The organism is Azospirillum sp. HJ39 (genome assembly GCF_041507355.1).
Lineage (GTDB): Bacteria > Pseudomonadota > Alphaproteobacteria > Azospirillales > Azospirillaceae > Azospirillum > Azospirillum thiophilum.
Window position 1 is genome coordinate 786,431 of sequence record NZ_CP167912.1, and the last position, 21,874, is coordinate 808,304.

Genomic DNA, 21,874 nt, shown 5'->3' on the forward strand with positions numbered 1-21,874 from the left:
TGGGTCGCTCTTGAGCGCGGCAGGATTGATGCCCCGCTTCCCCTCTCAATAAGGCCGGTCGCCCAGTACGGTGGCGCGGTGCATGATGCGCCGGTGCGGCGCATAGTCGTTCACCGCGTAATGCTGGGTCGACCTGTTGTCCCACAGCACCAGATCGTCGGTTTTCCAGCGCCAACGCACCGTGTATTCCGGCCGGCTGATGTGGCCGTACAGAAAATCGAGGATCGCCGCACTTTCGCGGTCGCTGAGCCCGACGATGCGCGAGGTGAAATTCTCGTTCACGAACAGGGCCTTGACCCCGCTGACCGGATGAGTGCGGATGACAGGATGAACCTCCGCCGGGTGCTTGTCCCGCGCCGCCTTCCAGCGCTCATGGGTCTCCGGATCGCCATTGTGCCGCCATTCCGGGAAGGAGCGGGTGAAGTCGTGCAGGGCCTTCAGCGGCTCCAGCAGGCGGCGGATCGGTTCGGACAGGCCGTCGTAGGCGGCGATGTTGCTGGCCCACACCGTGTCGCCACCGCTGGGCGGAATCAGCTTGCCCGACAATGCGACGATTGCAGGCGGCGTTTCGATGCAGGTGACGTCGGTGTGCCAGACGTCGTTGTCGCTCGGATTGTGCGGACCGGTGTCCAGCACCATGATCTCCGGCTGCTCGGGCACCTTGGGATAAATCGGGTGGATGTGCAGCTGACCGAAGCGGGCCGCGAAGTCACGCTGTGCCTGCGGCGTCAGCGGCTGGTTCTCGAAGAATAGAACCTGATGGGCGACCAGCGCCCGCTCCAGCGCTGCCGCCTCGCTGTCCGATAGCGGGTGGGTGAGGTCGATACCCTCCACCCGCGCGCCGATGGCGGGGCTGACGGGCGTGATGGTCAGGGTGGGCAAGGCGATGTCAGGCATGGCGGTTCCCCAAAATCTTATTGTTCGTCAGAGTGCGTTCTTATGGTTTGCCGGCCTCAGGACTTGCCCTTCCACGGCACCAGCCAGGCTTCCAGCAGGCGCATCCCGTAGGAAAAGGCGAAGGCGAAGGCGGCGATGATGCCGATGCCGACGAAGACGACGTCGGTGGCGAGGAAATGCGAGGCGGACATGATCATGAAGCCGATGCCGCGGGTGGCGGCGATCAGCTCCGCCGCGACCAGCGTGCTCCAGCCGACGCCGATGCCGATGCGCAGTCCGGTCAGGATCTCCGGCAGGGCGCTGGGCAGCACGATGGTGCGGAACAGCTGCCAGCGGCTGGCGCCCAGCGACAGCGCTGCGTTCACGCGCTCGATCGGCAGCGCCCGGACGCCGGCCTGGGCCGACAGGCAGACCGGCGCGAACATCGCCAGCGTCAGCAGGACGATCTTCGACACCTCGCCGATGCCGAGCCAGATAATCATCAGCGGCAGATAGGCCAGCGGCGGCAGCGGCCAGTAGAATTCGATGGGCGTGTCTAAAATACCCTTGGCCCAGCGGTTCAGCCCCATCGCCAGCCCCAGCGGAATGCCGAGCGAAGCGGCGATGACGGCGGCGGAGAAGATGCGGAACAGGCTGGCCGACACATGCTCCCACAGGGTGGCGCCGGCATAGCCATCCTCGAGGACCGCCAGGAACTGGGCCGCCACCTCCTGCGGCGTGGGCAGGAACAGCGGCGGCACCAGCCGGTACTGCGCGACCAGGAACCAGGCCGCCAGCAGCAGGGCCGCGGTGGCAAGGCTGATCGGCCCGGTGCGGGCACCGTCCAGTCCGAAGGGATGGAGCCGGACGATCCTCGGCCGGTCCGCCGGGCCAAGGACCCGGTCGGCGACGCCGTCGCCGGGGCGGGCGATGTCGGTCATTGCAGCACCTTCCGGCGGGAGTCCGTCTCGGCGTGCGGCCGGTGCACCAGGGAGCGGATCTCGTCATAGAGTTCGGCGAATTCCGGCGCCGACAGGATGGCCCGCACGTCGCGCTCGGCGGCGAAACGGCGGACGAAATCCAGGTCGAAGCGGGCGACGATCCGGCCTGGGCGCGGCGACATCACCACCACCGTCGTGCCAAGGAACAGCGCCTCCTCGATGGAATGGGTGATGAAGAAGATGCGCTTGCCGGTGCGCGCCCAGACATCGATCAACAGTTCCTGCATCTGTTCGCGCGTCAGGCTGTCGAGCGCGCCGAAGGGCTCGTCCATCAGCAGGATCTTCGGATCGGTCGCCAGCGCGCGGGCGATGCCGACGCGCTGGCGCATGCCGCCCGACAGCTCGTGCGGAGCGGCGTCGGCGAAACCTTCCAGCCCGACCAGCCCCAGCAGATCCTCCGCGCGCTCGCGCCGCTCCCTGGCGGGAACCCCGGCGAAGCGCAGACCGAGCGCCACATTGTCGGCGACGCTGCTCCAGGGCAGCAGCGTGTCCTTCTGGAACACCACGCCGCGGTCGGCGCCGGGGTTGGCGACCGGCCGGCCGTCCAGCGTGATCGATCCTTCCGACAGGGGCAGGAAACCGGCGATGGCGTTCAGAAGCGTCGATTTCCCGCAGCCGGATGCCCCGAGCGCCACGACGATGCTGTTGGCGTCGATATCGAGCGACGCGCGGTCCAGCGCATGGACCACCCGGCCGTCGCGGGCGGAGAAGAAGACGCTGGCGTTGCGGACCTGGAGCATGGGCGCTCTCCTGTCGGCGGCCGGATCGAGGGCCGGATAGTCAGCGGATGTCCTTGACGTACTCCGCGGTGACGAAGCCGCCGTAACTGGGCAGCACGGTGGTGATCTTCTTCTGCTCCTTCAGGAATTCGGCGGTGTCCTTGAGGATCCTGGCAGCACCTGCGGAGTCGTTGCCGGCCAGCCAGGCGGTGGAGGCCTGCACCTCCGCCGGGACCAGCGACAGGTTGGTCAGCGCCGACGCCTGATCGGACGGTGTGCCGCCCAGCAGCTTCGCCAGCGTCTTCGCATTCTCCGAGTCCGGACCCCAGGCCGCCTTGTCGTTGCGGAAGGAGGCGCTGTAGCGCTCGATGGTGCCGGCGAAGTTTTTCAGGAAGGCGGGATTGTCCTTGGCGAAGGCGGTGGTCGCCACCCAGGCGGTGAAGGTGGGGGCACCACGGTCGGCCACCTCGCGCGAGGTCAGCAGCACCTTGCCGGTCTTCTTCAGTTCTGTTAGCGCGGGGTCCCAGACGAAGGCGCCATCCAGGTCGCCGCGGTTCCAGGCGGCAACGATGTCCGGCTGCGGGATGGCGAAGACCTGGGCGTCACGCTCCGTCAGCTTCTCCTGCTTCAGGACGGCGAGCAGCTGGTAGTGGTCGGTGGACACCGGCGCCGCGGCCAGCTTCTTGCCCTTCAGGTCCGACGGCTTTTCGATGCCGGACCCGTTGCGCACCACCAGGGCCTCGTCGGTGCCGGAGATGGTCGCGAGGTGGAAAGCCTTCACGTCCAGCCCGCGGCTGACCGCTGCGGCGAAGGGACTGGAGCCTACATAGCCGACCTGCACGTCGCCCGAGGCGATGGCGGCGAAGATCTCGGCCCCCGAATTGAACTTGCGGAAGTCGATCTCGGTGCCGGTCGCCTTGGCGAAATCGCCGTTGGCAATGGCGGCCGAGGAGGGCAGCGCGTCGGTCTGATAGCCGACCACGACCTTGCCGGACGCGGCTTCGGCAGTGAGGGGAGCGGCAAAGGGAGCGATGGTCGCCAGGGTGGCATAGAGGAAGGCGGGCAGGATGGGCTTCATCGTCGTGTTCCCCGTCACGGTGTGAATGCCGGCATGCGAGCGCCGGAAATCCGAATGTCCGGGAACTCTAAAGCGATGCCCGCGCCGTTGTCACCATAAAATCTATTTCTCTATGGGAAAGTAGTTTAATATACCATTTTAATTGTGTTAATTATAGCTTCCTGAGTGCCTCAAGGCGCTATGGCAACCCGGATTCCCTCACCTTCCGCTGACCGGGCGCGGAGCCGATTTCGCCAAAAAAAACCGTCCGATACGAAGCTGGCGCTTGACCTCGCTCCTTTTTCCTATTTTCCTATAGACTATTGATTATTTAAACGTCTGTGTTATGTGATTTACCGCAGCCGTTCGGAAAAACCCCGTTGCCCCCACCGCCTGACAAGGAGATCTGCCATGCAGGGTTTGGATGATTTCGACCGGATGGTGATGGCGTCGCTCTGCCCCTCCGGCGCGCTCGTGCTGCCGCTTCTGCCGCCCGATGGGCCGGCAGCCGGGGTGAGCGGCGATGGCGTCGCGGACATTGGCCATGGGGATGGCGGCGGCCATGAGGACGGGAGCCTGCTTCCCCTCGGCCTCGGCATCGTCTCGGCCATTCTCCTGGCTTCGCTTGCCGCGCTCGCCTGATCGGGCCGCCGGCCGCTCACACACTCTCGAAGGATAAGAAAAAGTGGCGGTTCAGGACCATGACGCATACTGGCACCCCGGTCTGGAAACCCAGAACCGCACAGACTGGCGGCAACTGCAGTTGGACCTGCTGAAGGACCATCTGCGGCACGCTTACGAAGGCTCGCCCTACTACCGTGCCGCCTTCGACGCGCAGGGGGTGTCACCGGCCGACCTGCGCACGCTGGATGACTTGCGGCGCTTTCCCTTCCTGGACAAGGCGACCATCCGCGACCGCCAGATCGCGGTGCCGCCCTTCGGCGATCTGGTCGCCGTGCCGGAACGGGAGATCGTCTACATTTCCGCCTCCAGCGGATCGACCGGTGTGCCGACCGCCTCGCCCTTCACCGCCAAGGATTTCGGGGAGTGGATCGACTATGAGGCGCGGCAGTTCTGGTCGAGCGGCCTGCGGCCGACCGACCGCTATGCCCATGCGCTGAACTTCTCCCTGTTCGTCGGCGGCCCCTGCGTGCTGGGCGCGCAGAAGCTGGGAGCGCTCAGCATCCATGCCGGAACCCTGCCATCGGAACGGCTGCTGGCGGTGCTGAACCAGTTCAGGGCGACGGCGCTGTGGACGACGCCGTCCTACGCCTGGCATCTCGGCGAGACCGCCCAGCGCGAGGGCATCGACCCGGCCCGCGATCTCGCCGTCCGCCGCCTGTTCGTGGCGGGCGAGCCCGGCGGCTCCATCCCCGAGACGCGGGAGCGGATCGAGGCGCTGTGGGGTGCCGAGGTCTACGACTATTACGGCCTGTCCGACATCTTCGGCTCCTGCGCCGGCATGTGCGTGGAGAAGGACGGTCTGCACTGGGCCGAGGACCATATCCTGGTCGAGGTGCTGGACCCGGAAACCCTGGAACCGGTGGCGGAGGGGGAACGCGGCGAGCTGGTGCTGACCACGCTGCGCAAGCGCGCCCGCCCGATCATCCGCTTTCGCACCGGCGACGTGGTGTCGGTAACGAGGGAGCCCTGCCGCTGCGGCCGCACCTCTCTGCGGCTGAAGGGGGTTCATGGACGGCTCGACGACATGCTGATCGTCAAGGGGGTCAACCTGTTCCCCGGCGACGTGGAGGCGGTGGTGCGCCAGGACCCGGCGCTGACCGGCGAATACCGGCTGGTGCTGGAACGGGTCGATCGGTTGGACCGCCTGACGGTCGAGGTGGAGCACACCCAGGGCTTCAACGGCGATCTCGAAGACCTACGGGGGCGCCTGCGCCGCCAATTGAAAGGCGCCACCGGTGTCGGGGCGGAGGTCGCCCTGCTCGCCCCCGGCACCCTGCCCCGCGCCGTCCACAAGGCCAAACGAATCGACGACCGCCGCCAGCATGTGTGGTCGTGACCCAATCACCTGACGGAGCCCGCTCCCATGCCGGACACCCATCTTCCCGTCACCGAACAGCCGCCCGATGACATTGCCCAGGCGGCGGCCGACCGTCTGTTCCTCAACGCCCGCACGCCGCAAAGCTGGTCCGACCGGCCGGTCCCGGTGGAGACCCTGCATCGTCTCTACGATCTGGTCCGGCTGGCGCCGACCGCCTTCAACGGCAGCCCGGCACGCTTCGTCTTCCTGACCACGCCGGAGGCGAAGGAACGGCTGCGACCGGCGTTGAGCCGCGGCAACCAGTCCAAGCTGACGGCCGGGGCCATCGCCATCGTCGCCTATGACCGGCGCTTCTTCGAACATCTGCCGCTGCTGAGCCCGCATTACGATCCCTCGCCGATGTTCGTCGACGAGCCGTCGCTGGCCGAAACCACGGCGTTCCGCAATGGCTCTCTGCAGGCCGGCTACCTGATCCTGGCAGCCCGGCTGCTGGGGCTGGATGCCGGACCGATGTCCGGTTTCGATGCAGAAGCGGTCGATGCGGAATTCTTCGCCGACGGGCGCCTGCGCACGAACCTGCTGGTGGCTCTGGGCCATGCCGACGGACCGCCGTCGCGCCCGCGCGCCCCGCGGCTGGACGTGTCGAAGGCAGTGGTCATCCTTTGATCCAAACGCCGTAACGGTCGCCCGGACGAACGAACCGGCCGGCCGAACCGGAGACCAACCATGAGCGTGAACGACACGGCCGCCGCACTGCCGGCGGTCAATGGCGCAGCTTTGCCGGGTGGCGGCTCCCTGCCATCCAGCCTCCCGCTGCGCTTTTCCGCCGCCGCCCTGCTGTGGTTCCTTGCTGCCGGGGTGACCGCACTGTGGCCCGATGCCGCCGATGCGGAGCCGTGGGAACGGACCGGCGAGTTCGCCAGCCTGCTGGTGGTCGCCGCCGGGCTGCTGGCGCTGCTCGTACCACTGACCGTGGTCATCCGCCCGACGGCGCCCAGCCGGCTGGCATCCGCCATCGCGGGCCTGTCGGTGTCCGTGCCCTGGCTGGTCGCACTCGCGCTGGGCGTGACCGGCTGGGAGATCTTGACCGCCAAGCTCGGCCTGCTGCCGCGGCCCTTCTTCGTGCCACCCCAGGCGCTGCTGGAGGTCTATCTCGACGACTGGCCGCGGCTGCTCGACTGTTTCGCCGCCTCGCTGAAGCTTCTGGTCACCGGTTTTGCCGTGGGTTCGGTGCTGGGCGTGGTGACAGGGGTCGCCATCGGCTGGTCGCGCGCGGTCGGCTATTGGGTCCATCCGGTGCTGCGGCTGATCGGCCCGCTGCCGGCGACCGCCTGGCTGCCCATCGCCTTCTTCGCCTTCCCGACCAGCTGGAGCGCCAGCGTCTTCCTGATCGCGCTCGCCAGCGGCGTGCCGGTGACCGTCCTCACATGGTCCGGCGTGGCTGGGGTCAACAGCGCCTATTACGACATCGCCCGCACGCTGGGCGCGTCGCAACGCTTCCTGGTGCTGAAGGTCGCCGTCCCGGCGGCGATGCCGCATGTCTTCGTCGGGCTGTTCATGGGGCTCGGCGCCTCCTTCGCCGTCCTGGTGGTGGCGGAGATGCTGGGCGTGAAGTCCGGCGTCGGCTGGTACCTGCAATGGGCCCAGGGCTGGGCCGCCTACGGCAACATGTACGCGGCACTGCTGGTGATGGCGCTGGTCTGCTCCGGTCTGGTGGCGCTGCTGTTCCGTGTCCGCGACCACCTGCTCGCCTGGCAGAAGGGAATGCTGAAATGGTAGCGCTCGAAAACACCGACGGCGTCGGCACGACCGCCGGAATGACGATCGACGTGCAGGCGGTCAGCCACAGCTTCGAACTGCACGGCGCGCCGCTTCCGGTGCTGGACGGGGTGGAGCTGCGGGTGGAGCCGGGCGAGCTGGTCGCCCTGCTGGGACCGAGCGGCTGCGGCAAATCCACCCTGCTGCGCCTCGTCGCCGGTCTGGAGCCGCCCAGCCGCGGCCGGATCCTGGCCGACGACCGCCCGATCACCGGCCCCGACCCGTCGCGCGTCGTCGTGTTCCAGGACCCGACGCTCTATCCCTGGCGCACCGTGCGCGACAATGTCGCCCTGGGACTGGAGGCGCGCGGCCTGCTGCGCACCCAGGGCCATCGGGTGGACAAGGCGCTGGCGCTCGTCGGGCTGACCGGCTTCGAGAAGGCCTATCCGCACCAGCTGTCGGGCGGCATGGCCCAGAGGGCCGCGCTGGCCCGCGCGCTTGTCAACGACCCGCGCCTGCTGATCCTCGACGAGCCGCTGGGCAAGCTGGACAGCCTGACCCGGCTCGCCATGCAGAGCGAACTGGTCGATCTGTGGCGCAGCACCGGCTTCACCGGCCTTCTGGTGACCCACGACGTCGAAGAGGCGCTGTTCATGGCGACCCGGGTCATCGTGTTCAGCAGCCGCCCTGCCCGCATCAAGGCCGACCTGCCCGTCGACCGCCCCTATCCCCGCCACCGCGGCGATCCCGTTCTGACCGAGCTTCGCCACCGCATTCTCGAACTGCTCGGCCTTGCCGAGACCTGGTGAGGACGACCGACCATGACCGACGGCAAAGCGCCCGATACAGCCACCCCGAATCTGCCGCGCCTGCGCGGCTTCATCGCCGACTTCACCCGGCTGGTGGAACGGCACGGCGACGACGAAGCCGCGGTGCTGGACGCCGGCCGCGTCCTGCTGGCCGATCTGATCGCGGCCGACGACTGGCTGCCCGACGCCTACGCCCGGCCCGATCCGGTGCATTACCGGCAATATCTGCTGCATTGCGACCCGTACGAACGTTTCTCCGTCGTCAGCTTCGTCTGGGGACCGGGGCAGCGGACGCCGATCCACGACCACACCGTCTGGGGCCTCGTCGGCATCCTGCGCGGGGCCGAGCGCTCGCAACGTTACGACCTGCAGCGGCAGGGCGGGCCGCCCGTGGCTCATCCGTCCGAGATCCTGCAGGCGGGTTCGGTGGCGGCGGTGTCGCCCGGCATCGGCGACGTCCATGCCATCGCCAACGCGCTGCCCGACCGGCCGTCCATCAGCATCCACGTCTATGGCGGCAATATCGGCGCCGTCCGGCGGTCGGTGTTCGACCCGCTGACCGGCCAGCCCAAGCTCTTCATCTCCGGTTACGCCAACAGCGCCCTGCCCAACCTGTGGGACCGCTCGCAGCCCATCCCCCATGCCGCCTGAGGATCCGAAGCATCATGACCGCAGCCGCACCGCTCGCCACCCGCAAGCCCGCCGACATCCGCCGCGCCTGGATCGAGCGCGACGAGGTCGCCCTGCTCGACGCACGGGAGGAAGGCCCCTATTCGCTGGCCCACCCGCTGTTCGCCGTCTCCATCCCGCTCAGCCGGGTGGAGTTGCTGGCCTACGACCTGCTGCCGCGGCGCGACGTGCCGATCACGGTCTATGACGATGGCGAAGGCTATGCCGAGCCGGCAGCCCGCCGCCTCCAGACATTGGGCTACAGCGACGTGACGCTGCTGGAAGGCGGTCTGGCCGGCTGGATCGCCGCCGGCTTCGAGGTCTACCGGGACGTGAATGTACCGAGCAAGGCCTTTGGCGAATGGGTCGAGCACCATCGCCACACCCCCTCGCTGCCCGCTGCGGAGATCAAGGCGCTGATCGACGCCAAGGCCGATCTGGCCATCCTCGACGCCCGCCGTTTCGAGGAATTCCGCACCATGTCGATCCCCGGCGGCATCAGCGTGCCGGGCGCCGAACTGGTCAAGCGCATCCACGACATCGCTCCCGATCCCGACACGCTGGTGGTCGTCAACTGCGCCGGCCGCACGCGGTCGATCATCGGCACGCAGTCCCTGGTCAATGCCGGAATTCCCAACCGTGTGGCCGCCTTGCGCAACGGCACCATCGGCTGGACGCTGGCCGGGCTGGCGCTCGACGGCGGGCGTGACGGCCGCTTCCCCGAGGTCTCGGCCGAGGGCGACGCAAGGGGCCGCCGGGCGGCGCGCGCGGTTGCCGACCGGGCGGGCGTCGGCCGGATCGATGCGAAGACGCTGGACCGCTTCCGCGGCGACGAGCGCCGCACGCTGCACCTGTTCGACGTGCGCACGCCGGAGGAGTATGAGGCGGGCCATCTGCCGGGCTTCCGCCATGCCGCCGGCGGCCAGCTGGTCCAGGCGACCGACGAGCATGTGGCGGTGCGCGGCGCCCGCATCGTGCTGGCCGACGATCCGGCTGGCGGCGGCGGTCCGCGCGCCGACATGACCGCCTCCTGGCTCGCCCAGCTCGGCTGGGAGGTGCATGTGCTGGAGGGTGACGTGTCGGCCCTGGGCAGCGAGAGCGGTCCCGACCGCCGCCGCCTGCCGCCGGAGCCGGATGTGGGGGCCGAGACCATCGGACCGCGCGACCTGCTGGCCCTGCTGGACAATGGCGAGGCGGCGGTGATCGACATCACCCGCAGCCCGCGCTACCGCGCCGGCCACATTCCGGGGGCGTACTTCTCCACCCGTGCCCGGCTGGCCGGCACCATCGCCCGCCTGCCCAAGGGGGTCCGCCCGGTGCTGACCTGCGGCGACGGCACGCTGACCCGCTACGCCGTCGCCGACTTTCCCGCCGGTCAGCGCCCGCTGCTGCTGGAGGGCGGCACCAAGGGCTGGGTCGCCGCCGGTCTGCCGCTCAGCACTGACCTGGACCGGCTGGGGGGGGAGCCCGACGACGTCTACAAGCGCCCCTACGAGGGAACCGACAACAGCGCCGCCGCCATGCAGGGCTACATCGACTGGGAGCTGGAACTGGTCGACCAGCTGAAGCGCGACGGCGCCCACAATTTCCACGTCATCTGATGTTCCCGGTGAGGCCCGCCATGACCAAGCCCCTTCCCATCCTGCGCCGGACCCTGCTGGGCACGGCGCTGCTCCTCGCCGCCGGGATCGCCGGCCTGACGCCGGAACCGGCGCGGGCAGAGGCCACGGAGGTCCGCTTCGCCCGCAATCTCGGCCTCGGCTATCTGCCGCTCTACGTCATGCAGGACAAGGGGCTGGTGGAAAAGCAGGCCCGCGCGGCCGGGCTGGGGGAGGTGAAGGCCAGCTACACCCCGCTCGGCAACCCGACGACGATCACCGAGGCCACCCTGTCCGGCAATGCCGATTTCGGTGCTGCCGGCGTGCCCGCCTTCATCATCGCCTGGGACAAGACGAAGGGGAACGCCAACCTGCGCGGACTGGCGGCGCTGAACGCCCAGCCCGCCTATCTCAACACCAACCGGCCCGAGGTGAAGAGCCTGAAGGACTTCACCGGGAAGGACCGCATCGTCGTGCCCTCGGTCCGCGCATCCTATCAGGCCATTGTGCTGCAGATCGCAGCTGAGAAGACCTTCGGACCCGGCCAGCATGCGAAACTGGACGCCCAGACCGTCTCGCTGGCCCACCCGGACGGCACCGCCGCGTTGCTGTCCGGCAAGACGGAAATCACGGCGCATTTCACCAGCCCGCCCTTCCAGGACCAGCAGCTGCGCGATCCGAAGATCCACAAGGTGCTGAGCAGCTACGACGTGCTGGGCGGCCCGGCCTCCTTCAGCGCGCTGTGGACCTCCGCCGCCTTCCACGACGCCAATCCGAAGCTGACCAAGGCGGTGCTGGCGGCGCTGGAGGAGTCGGTCGCACTGATCAAGACCGACCCGCAGGAGGCCGCCCGCGCCTACGTCCGCATCGAAAACTCCAAGCTGGGCGTGGAGGAGGTCGCGGCGATGATCGCCCATCCGGAGATCTCCTACGACCTCGCCCCGCGCAGCATCGGCATCTTCACCGACTTCATGGCACGCATCGGCTCCATCCGCAACCGGCCGGCCGACTGGCGCGACCTGTTCTTCGCCGATATCCACGACCGCGCCGGCAGCTGAGGTCCCGCCATGCCCGAAACAGGCTTCACCATCCACCCCGTCTCGTCCACGCTCGGCGCCGAAATCCGCGGCATCGACCTGTCGCTGCCGTTCGGCCCGGCCACGGCGTCGGCGCTGGCCGACGCGCTGGACCGCCATCTGGTTCTGGTCTTCCGCGGCCAGACCCTCCCGGACGCCGACCTCGTCCGCGTCTCCGGCCATTTCGGCCCGCTCGACAAGGCACCGATCACCGAGCATGGCCGGCTGCATGCGCCGGGTTACGAGGAGGTCTATGTCATCTCCAACATCACCGAGAATGGCCGGCCCATCGGCGCCCTGGGAGCGGGGGAGTCGGTGTGGCACGCCGACATGACCTATCTGGAGACGCCGCCCTACGCCAGCAGCCTCTATGCGCTGGAGGTACCGGCCGTGGGCGGCGACACCGGCTTCCTCAGCATGTTCGCCGCCTATGAGGCCCTGCCGGATGCGCTGAAGCGGCGGGTGGATGGGCTCTCGGTCAAGCATGACGGCACCACCAACAGCGGCGGCTACCTGCGCCAGGGCTTCGCCCCGCCGACCGATGTCGCCACATCGCCCGGCACGGTGCATCCGCTGGTCATCACCCACCCGGCGACCGGTGCCAAGGCGCTGCTGCTGGGCCGTCGTCCCCATGCATATATCCCCGGCCTGTCCGTAACGGACAGCGAATCCCTCCTCGACGAGATCTGGGCGGCGGCAGTGCGGCCGGAACTTGCCTGGCACCACCGCTGGCGGGTCGGCGATCTGGTGATGTGGGACAACCGGTGGACCATGCACCGCCGCGACCCCTTCCCCGACGACCAGCGCCGCCGCATGCACCGCACCCAGATCGCCGTGCCGGCCAACCGACGACCGGACCGACAGCAGACGGAGGCCGCATGACCGTCATCGCCGCCCCCGCCGGCTGGGCCGACCAGATGGCGCGCATGTGGCCGGTGGACGGGGTGATCGCCGAAAATGGCGGGCTATTCATCCGCCGCACCATCGACGGCGATGTGGAGCGCCGCTTCTGGCATGGGGAGGCGGACCGGGCAACTGCGTCCGAACGGCTGGAGCGGCTTCGGCAGACCATCCAATCCGACCTTCCGCAGGTGGAACTGGCGAGCGACCAGCCCTTCCGCCTGTGCAGCCTCGCCTTCCGCGCCCCGGCCGACCCCGGATTGCGGGCGGCGTTGGTCCGGTCCTTCCGTGCCGCCGGGGCGGATATGACGGTCAACTCCTTATGGGTGCTTGGCTGGTTCGGCGGCTACGACAAGCTCGGCATGGCGCGCCGGGTGATGCGCGAGGTCCATGGCCTCGACATTGACGCCATGCCGGACGCCGTTGCCTATGCCGGCGATTCGATCAACGACGCCCCGATGTTCGCCCATTTCCCGACCTCCGTCGGCGTCAGCACGGTCATCGACTTCCTGTCCGACATTCCACGGCCGCCCGCCTGGATCACGCGCGGTCCCGGCGGCGACGGCTTCGTCGAACTGGCCGACGCCATCCTCGCTGCGCGCGCCCGACCTTCCCTTATCCAGGAGCCCCGCTCCGCAGGAGTCCGTAATGAGCCGTGATCGAACCTTTTCCCTCACCCGCCGCCACACCCTCGGCCTCGGCCTCAGCGCACTCGCCGGCCTGACCATCCCCCCACTTCGGCAAGCACAGGCGGCCATTCCCGCCGGAACCGTGCTGAAGGTCGGCGACCAGAAGGGTGGCGTGCAGTCGGTGCTGGAAGCCGCCGGGCTTCTGGCCGACCTGCCCTACCGCATCGAATGGAGCCAGTTCCCGGCCGCCGCCCCGCTGCTGGAGGCGCTGAACGCCGGCGCCATCGAGGTCGGCTATGCCGGAGACGCGCCGACCACCTTCGCGCTGGCCGCCGGCACCTCGGCCAGGATCATCGGCGCCGTCCGCTCCAACCCGCAGAGCACGACCATCCTGGTGCCGGGCAACTCGCCCATCCGCAGCGTCGCCGACCTGAAGGGCAGGACCATCGGCACCGGGCGCGGCTCCATCGGCCACTATCTCGTGCTGGCGGCGTTGAAGGCGAACGGGCTGAAGCCCGATGACGTGAAGATCGCCTTCCTGCTGCCGTCGGACGCCAAGTCGGCGCTCGCCGCCGGCTCGATCGACGCATGGTCGACCTGGGGCATCTATGTGTCGCAGGCACTGCTGGTGGACGGTGCCCGCGCGGTCGTCACCGGCACGGGGCTGATGAGCGGCCTGTCCTACCAGTCCGCCACGCTGGAGGCCATCGCCACCAAGCGCGAGGCTCTGTCCGACCTGATCCGCCGCACCGCCGCCGCCCGGCTGTGGGCGCTGGAGAACAGCACCGCCTATGCCGACATCTGGGCCAAGGCCGTCGGCGTCGATCCGGCCATCGCCCGCCATACCTTCGGCGTCGAACGGGCTCGGCCGGTCTCCATCGACAACTCGGTCATCGCCGACCAGCAGGCGACGTCCGATGTCTGGCGCGAATTCGGCATCATCCGGAACCGGCTGGATGCCGCGGCGATCTTCGATTCCGGCTTCAACAGCGCGTTGCCCGCCTGACGGCGAAGGTCGGCCCGAAGGCGACGCGATGGCGCTGCTCCCCACCAACCTCGACATGGACGTGCTGCGGGCGCTGGTGATCGCCATGGAGCATGGCGGCTTCGCCCGCGCCGCCGAACGGCTCGGACGGACCCAGTCGGCGATCAGCCTGCAGATGAAGAAGCTGGAGGAGCAGGTCGGCCAGCCGCTGTTCCGCAAGGCCGGGCGCACGGTGGCGCTGACCGATGCCGGCGACCTGCTGCTGGGCTACGCCCGCCGCATCGTCGCGTTGAACGACGAAGCCCTGTCGGCCGCCCGCGGCCGGACGATGGACGGCACCGTGCGCGTCGGCTTCCCCCAGGATCTGGCGGAGCGTTGGCTTCCGGCCGTGCTCGGCTCCTTCCACCAGGCTCATCCCCTCATCCATGTCGAGGCACAGGTCGGCCGTGGGCGCGAACTGCGCGAGCGGGTGGCGCAGGGCGCGCTCGACATCGCCCTGGCCTTCGGCGAGATCGGCGCAGGTTCCGGCGCGACGGCGGCCGGTGCGGCGGCCCTGGCCCATTTGCCGGTCGCCTGGGTGGCGCCCGGCGGCTTCCGCGCCGATCCGGAAAATCCCCTGCCGCTGGCCCTGCTCGACGCGCCCTGCATGTTCCGCCAGCACGGCATCGAGCGTCTGGACGGCGGCGGGCGCCCCTGGCGCATCACCTTCACCAGCCCCAGCCTGTCCGGCCTGTGGGCGGCGGTGGAGGCCGGGCTGGGCGTCACGATCCGCACGCCCCTGGGCCTGCCCGATGCGCTGGCCATCCTTGAGCCGCGCCATGGCCTGCCGAAACTGGGATCGGTTCCCCTGGAGTTGCACCGCGCGCCCTCGGCCGCAAATCCGGCGGTCGACCGGCTGTACGGGATTCTGACGGAATCGCTGGCGCCTCTTCTGACCGACGCAGCAGCACAATAACAACAAAAATTTCTTGTTACTTAAGTTTTTCTTAACAGTTCTGTTTGTGTTTTTTGTTTTTCCTATTTCCACAATAGAGATAATCTTTCTCCCGTAGCCACTGCAACCGAACGGCCTTGGGAGGAACCATGACGGCAGCCACCGCCACCAAACCGACGGGACGCCGGCACCGCGCCCTGACGCTTCCGGCGGGACTGCGCCGCTGTGCCGTTCCACTGGCGCTGCTGGTTCTCTGGCAGGCCAGCGTCGGTTTCGGGTGGATTTCCACCCGCTCCATTCCCTCCCCCAGCCAGATCCTGAAAGCCTTCTGGGACCTGACGGTCAGCGGCGAGCTGGCGGTGCATCTGCTGGTCTCGCTCGGCCGGGTCAGCGCCGGACTTGCCATCGGCGTGTCGGTCGGCACCGTCTGCGCCCTGATCGCCGGCCTGTCGCGTCGGGGGGAGGATGCGCTGGACGCGCTGCTGCAGATGCTCCGCACCCTGCCGCATCTGGCACTGGTGCCGCTGTTCATCCTGTGGTTCGGCATCGGCGAGACGCCGAAGATCGCCCTGGTGGCGCTCGGCACCGCTTTCCCGATCTACCTGAACCTGTTTGCCGGCATCCGCACCGTCGACGCCAAGGTGGTGGAGGCCGTCTCCACCCTCGGCCTGACGCGGTGGGAGATGATCGCCCAGGTGATCCTGCCGGGCGCCCTGCCGGCCTTCCTGACCGGCCTGCGCTATGCGCTCGGCGTCGCTTGGCTCAGCCTCGTGGTGGGGGAGCAGATCAACGCCTCCAGCGGCATCGGCTATCTGGCGATGACGGCGCGGGAGTTCCTGCGCACCGACGTGATCATCGTCGCCCTGATCGTCTACGCCATCCTCGGCCTGCTCGCCGACCTGATCGTCCGCTTCATCGAACGCTCGGCGCTGGTCTGGCGCCCGGCCTTCATCAAGGAGTGAGCCCCCCATGAGCCACGCCCTTTCCCGGATCTCCGCCTCACACTCCACTGGGGGCAAGCCGGTCGTCAGTGTCCGCGGCCTCGTCCGCAACTTCGGCAACGGCAATGTGCTGGACGGTCTGTCGCTCGACCTTCAGCCGGGCTCCTTCACCGCCCTGCTCGGCCGCTCCGGCTGCGGCAAGTCCACGCTGCTGCGCACGCTGGCGAAGCTGGACCCGGCGCCGGAGGGCACCGCACAACTGCCGGACGAACGCGCCGTGGTGTTCCAGGAGCCGCGGCTGGTGCCCTGGATGCGGGTGCTGCGCAACGTCATGCTCGGCCTGCGCCATCCGGATGCGGAAGAGCGCGGCCTCGCGGCCCTGGCGGAGGTCGGGCTGTCCCACCGCGCCAATGCCTGGCCGCTGACCCTGTCGGGCGGCGAGGCGCAGCGGGCGGCGCTGGCCCGCGCCCTGGTCCGCGAACCGCGGCTGCTTCTGCTCGACGAACCTTTCGCGGCGCTGGACGCCCTGACCCGGATGCGCATGCAGGGGCTGGTGGAGACGCTGTGGCGCGTCCATTCACCCGCCGTCCTGCTGGTGACCCACGATGTCGACGAGGCGCTGCTGCTGGCCGACCGCGCCGTGGTGATGGCAAACGGCAGGATCGCCGCCGACGTCCCGATCCCGCTGGCCCGCCCACGCCGCCACGGCGACCCCGGCTTCATCGCGCTGCGCTCCCGCCTGCTCACCGAGCTGGGCGTGGACGAGGATCATTTGGCTGCGCGGGAACCCCAGCGCACCGATGCCAGGGCAACCGGCGCGAAGCCCGGCGGCTACGGCCTGCCCGCCGGCGCCGCCGCAGCACCCAGCCTCTGACATTCACCGCCGACGGATTTCGCCAGCCATGACGACCGATTTTATCCGCCTCCCCTCGACCGCGATCGGCCGCCGCAGCCTGTTGCGCGGTGCCGCCGGGACCTGCGGCGCCCTGGCGCTGGGCGGCCTGCCCACCCTGTCTCAGGCCGCCTCCGGTCCGACGGCGGAAACCGTCCTGCGCATCGCCGACTACAAGGCGCTGGACGGGCTCGCGCTGGAGGCGTCCGGCAACGCGCAGTCCACCTACCGGGCGCAGTTCGCAGAATTCGCATCGGGCAACCTGATCGTCGAGGCGATCAACGCCGGCTCCATCGACGTCGGGTCCAGCAGCGAGATCCCGCCAGCCTTCGGCATCGCCGCCGGCGCCCGCCTGTCGATCGTCGCCGTCGTCAAGGACGACGTGAATTGGCAGGTGGTTCTGGTGCCGCCGGGCAGCCCGATCCGGTCGGTCGCCGACCTGAAGGGCAAGCGCGTCGGCTATGTCCGCGCCACCACAACGCAGTATTATCTTGCCAGGATGCTGGGCGAGGTCGGCCTGCGCTTCACCGACATCCAGCCGGTCAGCCTGACCCCGTCCGAAGGGCAGGCCGCCTTCGACCAGGGCGCGCTCGATGCCTGGGCGATCTACGGCTATTCGGTGCCGTTCGCCATCAGGAAAGGCGCACGGGTGCTGATCACCTCCAACGGCTACCTGTCGGGCAACTACCTGTATCTCGCCTCGCCCGACGCGCTCGCCGATCCGGGCAAATCGGCCGCCATCGGCGATTACTTCCTGCGGCTGCGCCGTGCCTTCGCCTGGCGCGCCGCCAACCTCGAGCGATGGGCCCAGGTCCATTCCGCCGCCATCGGCGTGCCGGTGGAAACCGACCTGGAGATCCTGCGCAAGAACTCCCGCCAGCGCGATCTGGCGCCGATCGCCGATGCCGACATCGCGTCGGCCCAGAATGTCGCGGACACCTTCCACCAGTTGGGCGTGCTGCCCAAGCGCATCGACATCGCCCCGGCTTTCGACCGCCGCTTCACCGACATCCTGTCGCGTCCGCTCAGCTAGCGGAAAACACCCTGAACACTCGCCAACCCAGAATGGGGACCGCTGCCATGACCTCCTCTCAGACCGCTGCCGCCCACCCGCTCCGCTTCGTCGGCTTCGTCGGCAACCACAATTCGTCCGAAATCATCCCCCGCCAGGGTCCCGTGGTGGACCGCGACTATATCGAGACGGTCGCCAAGGCGCATGAGCTGGGCGGCTTCGATTCAGTGCTCCAGGCCTTCCATGCCGACGCGCCCGACAGCCTGCAGGTCAGCCAGCACATCACCGGCGTCACCGACCGGCTGGGCGTGCTGATCGCCCACCGCCCCGGCTTCCAGGCGCCGACCATCCTGGCCCGCCAGCTCGCCACCCTGGATCAGCTGAGCCGCGGCCGTGTCGCCATCAACGTCATCACCGGTGCGGAACGCAGCGAGCTTGCCCGCGACGGCAACACGGTGGACGACAAGGACGAGCGCTATGCCCGCACGTCCGAGTTCCTCGACATCGTCCGCGCCGAATGGAGCAGCGACAAGCCCTTCGACTACCAAGGCCGCTTCTATCAGGTCGAGAAGGCCTTCTCGCAGGTGAAGCCCTACAACCCGTCCGGCATCCCGGTTTGGATCGCCGGCGCCTCCGCGGCGGCGGTCGAGGTGGCGGGGCGCCATGCCGACACCTATGCGGTGTGGGGCGAGACCCACGATCAGGTGCGCGAGCTGCTGGCCCGCGTCCGTGCCGCCGTCGCCAAGGCGGGCCGGCCGCAGCCGGCCTTCAGCCTGTCGTTGCGCCCGATCCTGGCCGACACCGAGGACGCCGCCTGGGCCAAGGCCGAGGCGATCTACGACAAGGCCAAGGCGCTGCTGGAGAAGACCGGCTTCAGCCGCAGCGAGCTGCCGAACAACGAGGGCGCCCGCCGCCTGCTGGCCATCGCCGACAAGGGCCACCGCCACGACAAGCGCCTGTGGACCGCCATCGCCGCCCTGACCGGAGCCAAGGGCAACTCCACCTCGCTGGTCGGCACGCCGGATCAGGTCGCCGACGCCCTGCTGGACTACCACGACCTTGGCGTCACCACCTTCCTGATCCGCGGCTTCGACCCGCTGCCCGACGCCATCGCCTACGGGCGCGACCTGCTGCCGCGCGTCCGCCAGCTGGTGGCCGACCGCCAGCGCGCCCAAGCCGTTGCGGCGGAGTGAGGGTGCTGTGGCAAGCAGGTCGCCGGTGATCCTCAACCAGCTTGGCCCGGTGGTGGCAGGGCGCATCGCCGCCCACCCCTGCCGGCCGGCGGTGCTGGAGCATGAGGCGGGCCGTGCCCCTTGGGATCTGCCGGCCGGTGTCGAGGTGCTGCTGACCCGCCCGCTGATCGGCTGGGATGCGGCCCCCGCAGCCCCGCCACCCGGCTGGGGCGAGACCCTGCGCTGGATCCAGTCTGGCTCCACCGGGATGGATTTCTATCCGCCCTGGCTGCTGGAGGATCGGCGGACCGTCACCTGCGCCCGCGGCGTCTCGGCGGTGGCCATCGCCGATTACGTGATGACCGCCATCCTCGCCGTCGAGAAGCGCTGGGACGCCATCCGCCTGCGCGGACCGCAGGACTGGCGGCACGAGACGCTGGGCAGCCTGTCCGGCAAGCGGCTGGGGTTGGCCGGCTTCGGCGCCATCGGCCAAGCGGTCGCCGAGCGAGCGCTGGCATTCAATCTGGCGGTTGGGGCGGTGCGCCGCTCCGGCTGGGCGGTGCCGGTGCCGGGCGTCGAGCCGTTCGACCGGTTGGAAGATTTGGTCGCCGCCAGCGACCATCTGGTCCTGGCGCTGCCGCTGACCGCCGCCACCCGCGGTCTGGTCGGCACCGAGCTGCTGTCCCGGGCCAAGCCCGGGCTGCATCTGGTCAATATCGCGCGCGGCGCGCTGGTCGATCAGGAAGCGCTGCTCGCCGCCATCGAGGGCGGCCGGATCGCCGGCGCCACACTGGACGTCACCGATCCCGAACCGCTGCCGGCGGGACACCCTTTCTACAGCCACCCCGCCATCCGGCTGACGCCGCATGTCTCCTGGTCCGACCCGGCGTTCGAACAGCGACTGGCCGACCGCATCCTGGCCAACCTCGACGCCTACGTACGTGGCGAACCGCTGCGCGACGTGGTGGACGCCGGCACCGGCTATTGAATCCTTTCCCGACGGAGCCCCTTGCGATGACCCACATCCAACCAAGACCGCGCAAATTCTGGCCGCCGGTCGATCCGGTCAGCTACAGCAGCGTCGAGGAGGAGCGGCAGCACCGCAAGCAGCGGCTTGCCGCCACTTTCCGCCTGTTCGGCCGCTATGGCTTCGACCAGGGGCTGGCCGGCCATGTCACCGCGCGGGATCCGGAGCATCCCGACCGCTTCTGGATCAACCCGCTGGGCCAGCATTTCCGCAGCATCCGGGTGTCGGACCTGCATCTGGTCGATGGCGACGGCAATATCCTCCATGGCGACCGCGCCATCAACCAGGCCGGTTTCACCATCCATTCGGCCATCCACCGGGCCCGCCCCGACGTGGTGGCCGCTGCCCACACACACTCGACCTATGGCAAGGCATGGTCGGCGCTCGGCCTGCCGCTGGCCCCGCTGAGCCAGGATTCGGCCGCTTTCTACGAGGATCAGGTGATCTTCGACCCCTATTCCGGCGTCGTCCTGACCGAGGGCGAGGGCAAACGGCTGGTGGATTCACTGGGCGACAAGAAGCTGGCGATCCTGAAGAATCACGGGCTGCTGACCGTCGGCCCGAGCGTCGAGGCGGCTGCCTGGTGGTTCATCAGCGCCGACAACGCCGCCCATACCCAGTTGCTGGCGGAGGCCGCCGGACGGCCCCAGCCCATCGAGCATGAGACGGCCCTGCTGACCCGCTCGCAGGTGGGGACCCACCAGGGCGGCGCCTACAACTTCCACCCCTTGTGGGAATGGATCGTCTCGGCCGAACCCGACCTGCTCGACTGATCCTGTCCCCATCCTTCGCGAAAGCACCCGAACGATGACCGCGAACACCGCTCTTTCCCGCCGCGGCCTGATCGCCGCCGGCGCCGTCACGCTCGCCGCCCCCTTCGTCCTGCGCCGTCGGGCGGTGGCGGCGGAGCCGCTGCGCCTGTCCTGGAATGCCGGCGCCGTCTGCTTCTCCGCCGTGCCGCTGGCCTTCCAGCTCGACCTGTTCAAGAAGCATGGGCTGGAGGTGGAGCTGATCAACTTCACCGGCTCCACCGACCAGCTGCTGGAGGCCATCGCCACCGGCAAGGCCGATGCCGGCGTGGGCATGGCGCTGCGCTGGCTGAAGCCGCTGGAGCAGGGCTTCGACGTGAAGATCTCCGCCGGTCTCCACGGCGGCTGCATGCGGCTGTTCGGGGCGAAGGAAGCGGGGGTGAAGACCGTGCTGGACCTGCCGGGCAGGACCATCGGCGTCAGCGACATGGCCAGCCCGTCGAAGAATTTCTTTTCCGTCGTGCTGACGAAGTACGGCATCGACCCGAACAAGGACGTCGAATGGCGCCAGTTCCCCGCCGACCTGCTGGGGCTGGCGGTGGAGAAGGGTGAAATCCACGCCATCGCCGACGGCGACCCGCTGGTCTGGCGCCACACCAAGGACCCGCGGATGGTGGAGATCACCAACAACGTCTGCGGCGAGTTCGCGACCCGCACCTGCTGCCTCGTCGGCGTGCGCGGCAGCCTGCTCCGCGACAACCGCCCGGCGGCCAAGGCGCTGACCACGGCGCTGATCGAGGCTCAGCACGCCGCCTATGCAGATCTGCGCGCCGCCGCCGCAGCCTACGCTCCCTTCGCTCCGAAATTCCCGGTGGAGGAGCTGGAGGCGATGCTGCGCAGCCACGCCCACAACGTCACCCCCACCGGCGACGAGTTGCGCCAGCAGCTGGCGCTCTACACCGACGAGCTGAAGAGCGTGTCGGTCATCAAGCGCTCCACCGACAGCCAGCGCTTCGCCGGGCGCATCACGGTCGATCTCGCCTGATCCATCTCCACTGAAGCGGAAAC

General features: G+C 68.9%; 23 protein-coding genes. 19 read left to right on the forward strand and 4 right to left on the reverse strand.

The window, feature by feature from the left end:
• Positions 1–45 precede the first annotated feature (45 nt).
• Genes tauD through tauA form a run of 4 tightly spaced genes read right to left on the reverse strand, consistent with a single transcriptional unit; the run spans position 46 to position 3,674 of the window.
• A complete protein-coding gene (tauD, locus tag ABMY26_RS31005) occupies positions 46–897 on the reverse strand; it encodes a taurine dioxygenase (protein WP_372399354.1) in 852 nt (283 codons plus the stop codon).
• Positions 898–953: 56 nt separating this feature from the next.
• Entirely contained in the window at positions 954–1,817 is an 864-nt protein-coding gene (locus tag ABMY26_RS31010) for an ABC transporter permease subunit (protein ID WP_372399355.1), read from the reverse strand.
• A complete protein-coding gene (locus tag ABMY26_RS31015) occupies positions 1,814–2,617 on the reverse strand; it encodes a taurine ABC transporter ATP-binding protein (RefSeq protein ID WP_372399356.1) in 804 nt (267 codons plus the stop codon). Before ABMY26_RS31015 ends, ABMY26_RS31010 begins: the two co-directional genes overlap by 4 nt.
• A 40-nt stretch (positions 2,618–2,657) precedes the next feature.
• A complete protein-coding gene (tauA, locus tag ABMY26_RS31020) occupies positions 2,658–3,674 on the reverse strand; it encodes a taurine ABC transporter substrate-binding protein (RefSeq protein WP_372399357.1) in 1,017 nt (338 codons plus the stop codon).
• 390 nt (positions 3,675–4,064) lie between these two features.
• Here tauA and ABMY26_RS31025 point away from each other — a divergent pair, with 390 nt between their 5' ends.
• From ABMY26_RS31025 to ABMY26_RS31115, 19 genes are all read left to right on the forward strand, one after another.
• Positions 4,065–4,295 (forward strand): hypothetical protein, encoded by a 231-nt coding sequence (locus tag ABMY26_RS31025; RefSeq protein ID WP_372399358.1) that lies wholly within the window; start codon positions 4,065–4,067, stop codon positions 4,293–4,295.
• 43 nt (positions 4,296–4,338) lie between these two features.
• Complete coding sequence (locus ABMY26_RS31030) at positions 4,339–5,673, forward strand: phenylacetate--CoA ligase family protein (RefSeq protein WP_372399359.1); 1,335 nt, start codon at positions 4,339–4,341, stop codon at positions 5,671–5,673.
• A gap of 27 nt (positions 5,674–5,700) precedes the next feature.
• Complete coding sequence (locus tag ABMY26_RS31035) at positions 5,701–6,321, forward strand: malonic semialdehyde reductase (protein ID WP_372399360.1); 621 nt, start codon at positions 5,701–5,703, stop codon at positions 6,319–6,321.
• 60 nt (positions 6,322–6,381) lie between these two features.
• On the forward strand, positions 6,382–7,434 hold the full coding sequence (locus ABMY26_RS31040; protein ID WP_372399361.1) for an ABC transporter permease: 1,053 nt from the start codon (positions 6,382–6,384) through the stop codon (positions 7,432–7,434).
• Complete coding sequence (locus tag ABMY26_RS31045; RefSeq protein WP_372399362.1) at positions 7,428–8,222, forward strand: ABC transporter ATP-binding protein; 795 nt, start codon at positions 7,428–7,430, stop codon at positions 8,220–8,222. Before ABMY26_RS31040 ends, ABMY26_RS31045 begins: the two co-directional genes overlap by 7 nt.
• Positions 8,223–8,234: 12 nt before the next feature.
• A complete protein-coding gene (locus ABMY26_RS31050) occupies positions 8,235–8,873 on the forward strand; it encodes a cysteine dioxygenase (RefSeq protein WP_372399363.1) in 639 nt (212 codons plus the stop codon).
• 14 nt (positions 8,874–8,887) lie between these two features.
• Positions 8,888–10,492 (forward strand): rhodanese-like domain-containing protein, encoded by a 1,605-nt coding sequence (locus ABMY26_RS31055; protein WP_372399364.1) that lies wholly within the window; start codon positions 8,888–8,890, stop codon positions 10,490–10,492.
• 20 nt (positions 10,493–10,512) lie between these two features.
• A complete protein-coding gene (locus ABMY26_RS31060; RefSeq protein WP_372399365.1) occupies positions 10,513–11,547 on the forward strand; it encodes an ABC transporter substrate-binding protein in 1,035 nt (344 codons plus the stop codon).
• Positions 11,548–11,556: 9 nt separating this feature from the next.
• Positions 11,557–12,447 carry a TauD/TfdA dioxygenase family protein gene (locus ABMY26_RS31065; RefSeq protein WP_372399366.1) on the forward strand — a complete coding sequence of 297 codons (891 nt, stop codon included), beginning with the start codon at positions 11,557–11,559 and terminating at the stop codon, positions 12,445–12,447.
• Positions 12,444–13,124, forward strand: a complete 681-nt coding sequence (locus ABMY26_RS31070) for an HAD family hydrolase (RefSeq protein WP_372399367.1) — start codon at positions 12,444–12,446, stop codon at positions 13,122–13,124. Before ABMY26_RS31065 ends, ABMY26_RS31070 begins: the two co-directional genes overlap by 4 nt.
• Positions 13,114–14,100 (forward strand): ABC transporter substrate-binding protein, encoded by a 987-nt coding sequence (locus ABMY26_RS31075; RefSeq protein ID WP_372399368.1) that lies wholly within the window; start codon positions 13,114–13,116, stop codon positions 14,098–14,100. The genes ABMY26_RS31070 and ABMY26_RS31075 overlap by 11 nt, the downstream gene beginning before the upstream one ends.
• Positions 14,101–14,128: 28 nt before the next feature.
• The gene (locus tag ABMY26_RS31080; protein ID WP_372399369.1) at positions 14,129–15,034 is read left to right on the forward strand and encodes a LysR substrate-binding domain-containing protein; all 906 of its coding nucleotides are present in this window, start codon (positions 14,129–14,131) and stop codon (positions 15,032–15,034) included.
• 128 nt (positions 15,035–15,162) lie between these two features.
• A complete protein-coding gene (locus tag ABMY26_RS31085; RefSeq protein ID WP_372399370.1) occupies positions 15,163–15,975 on the forward strand; it encodes an ABC transporter permease subunit in 813 nt (270 codons plus the stop codon).
• Positions 15,976–15,982: 7 nt separating this feature from the next.
• Positions 15,983–16,828 carry an ABC transporter ATP-binding protein gene (locus tag ABMY26_RS31090; protein WP_372399371.1) on the forward strand — a complete coding sequence of 282 codons (846 nt, stop codon included), beginning with the start codon at positions 15,983–15,985 and terminating at the stop codon, positions 16,826–16,828.
• A gap of 28 nt (positions 16,829–16,856) precedes the next feature.
• The gene (locus tag ABMY26_RS31095) at positions 16,857–17,879 is read left to right on the forward strand and encodes an ABC transporter substrate-binding protein (protein ID WP_372399372.1); all 1,023 of its coding nucleotides are present in this window, start codon (positions 16,857–16,859) and stop codon (positions 17,877–17,879) included.
• Between the two features lie 47 nt (positions 17,880–17,926).
• Positions 17,927–19,051: an LLM class flavin-dependent oxidoreductase gene (locus tag ABMY26_RS31100; RefSeq protein ID WP_372399373.1), complete on the forward strand. Its 1,125-nt coding sequence runs from the start codon at positions 17,927–17,929 to the stop codon at positions 19,049–19,051.
• A gap of 7 nt (positions 19,052–19,058) precedes the next feature.
• Positions 19,059–20,018, forward strand: coding sequence for a D-isomer specific 2-hydroxyacid dehydrogenase family protein (locus ABMY26_RS31105; RefSeq protein ID WP_372399374.1), 960 nt, complete (start codon positions 19,059–19,061; stop codon positions 20,016–20,018).
• A 26-nt stretch (positions 20,019–20,044) separates the two neighbouring features.
• Positions 20,045–20,830 (forward strand): class II aldolase/adducin family protein, encoded by a 786-nt coding sequence (locus tag ABMY26_RS31110; RefSeq protein ID WP_372399375.1) that lies wholly within the window; start codon positions 20,045–20,047, stop codon positions 20,828–20,830.
• Positions 20,831–20,864: 34 nt separating this feature from the next.
• Positions 20,865–21,851: an ABC transporter substrate-binding protein gene (locus ABMY26_RS31115; protein WP_372399376.1), complete on the forward strand. Its 987-nt coding sequence runs from the start codon at positions 20,865–20,867 to the stop codon at positions 21,849–21,851.
• The last annotated feature ends 23 nt before the right edge of the window (positions 21,852–21,874 follow it).

What these genes read in the sequence shown, in the direction of transcription:
- tauD (WP_372399354.1), bottom strand. Translation starts at nt 897, where the DNA reads ATGCCTGACATCGCCTTGCCCACCCTGACCATCACGCCCGTCAGCCCC.
- ABMY26_RS31010 (WP_372399355.1), bottom strand. Translation starts at nt 1,817, where the DNA reads ATGACCGACATCGCCCGCCCCGGCGACGGCGTCGCCGACCGGGTCCTT.
- ABMY26_RS31015 (WP_372399356.1), bottom strand. Translation starts at nt 2,617, where the DNA reads ATGCTCCAGGTCCGCAACGCCAGCGTCTTCTTCTCCGCCCGCGACGGC.
- tauA (WP_372399357.1), bottom strand. Translation starts at nt 3,674, where the DNA reads ATGAAGCCCATCCTGCCCGCCTTCCTCTATGCCACCCTGGCGACCATC.
- ABMY26_RS31025 (WP_372399358.1), top strand. Translation starts at nt 4,065, where the DNA reads ATGCAGGGTTTGGATGATTTCGACCGGATGGTGATGGCGTCGCTCTGC.
- ABMY26_RS31035 (WP_372399360.1), top strand. Translation starts at nt 5,701, where the DNA reads ATGCCGGACACCCATCTTCCCGTCACCGAACAGCCGCCCGATGACATT.
- ABMY26_RS31040 (WP_372399361.1), top strand. Translation starts at nt 6,382, where the DNA reads ATGAGCGTGAACGACACGGCCGCCGCACTGCCGGCGGTCAATGGCGCA.
- ABMY26_RS31045 (WP_372399362.1), top strand. Translation starts at nt 7,428, where the DNA reads ATGGTAGCGCTCGAAAACACCGACGGCGTCGGCACGACCGCCGGAATG.
- ABMY26_RS31050 (WP_372399363.1), top strand. Translation starts at nt 8,235, where the DNA reads ATGACCGACGGCAAAGCGCCCGATACAGCCACCCCGAATCTGCCGCGC.
- ABMY26_RS31055 (WP_372399364.1), top strand. Translation starts at nt 8,888, where the DNA reads ATGACCGCAGCCGCACCGCTCGCCACCCGCAAGCCCGCCGACATCCGC.
- ABMY26_RS31060 (WP_372399365.1), top strand. Translation starts at nt 10,513, where the DNA reads ATGACCAAGCCCCTTCCCATCCTGCGCCGGACCCTGCTGGGCACGGCG.
- ABMY26_RS31065 (WP_372399366.1), top strand. Translation starts at nt 11,557, where the DNA reads ATGCCCGAAACAGGCTTCACCATCCACCCCGTCTCGTCCACGCTCGGC.
- ABMY26_RS31070 (WP_372399367.1), top strand. Translation starts at nt 12,444, where the DNA reads ATGACCGTCATCGCCGCCCCCGCCGGCTGGGCCGACCAGATGGCGCGC.
- ABMY26_RS31075 (WP_372399368.1), top strand. Translation starts at nt 13,114, where the DNA reads ATGAGCCGTGATCGAACCTTTTCCCTCACCCGCCGCCACACCCTCGGC.
- ABMY26_RS31080 (WP_372399369.1), top strand. Translation starts at nt 14,129, where the DNA reads ATGGCGCTGCTCCCCACCAACCTCGACATGGACGTGCTGCGGGCGCTG.
- ABMY26_RS31085 (WP_372399370.1), top strand. Translation starts at nt 15,163, where the DNA reads ATGACGGCAGCCACCGCCACCAAACCGACGGGACGCCGGCACCGCGCC.
- ABMY26_RS31090 (WP_372399371.1), top strand. Translation starts at nt 15,983, where the DNA reads ATGAGCCACGCCCTTTCCCGGATCTCCGCCTCACACTCCACTGGGGGC.
- ABMY26_RS31095 (WP_372399372.1), top strand. Translation starts at nt 16,857, where the DNA reads ATGACGACCGATTTTATCCGCCTCCCCTCGACCGCGATCGGCCGCCGC.
- ABMY26_RS31100 (WP_372399373.1), top strand. Translation starts at nt 17,927, where the DNA reads ATGACCTCCTCTCAGACCGCTGCCGCCCACCCGCTCCGCTTCGTCGGC.
- ABMY26_RS31110 (WP_372399375.1), top strand. Translation starts at nt 20,045, where the DNA reads ATGACCCACATCCAACCAAGACCGCGCAAATTCTGGCCGCCGGTCGAT.
- ABMY26_RS31115 (WP_372399376.1), top strand. Translation starts at nt 20,865, where the DNA reads ATGACCGCGAACACCGCTCTTTCCCGCCGCGGCCTGATCGCCGCCGGC.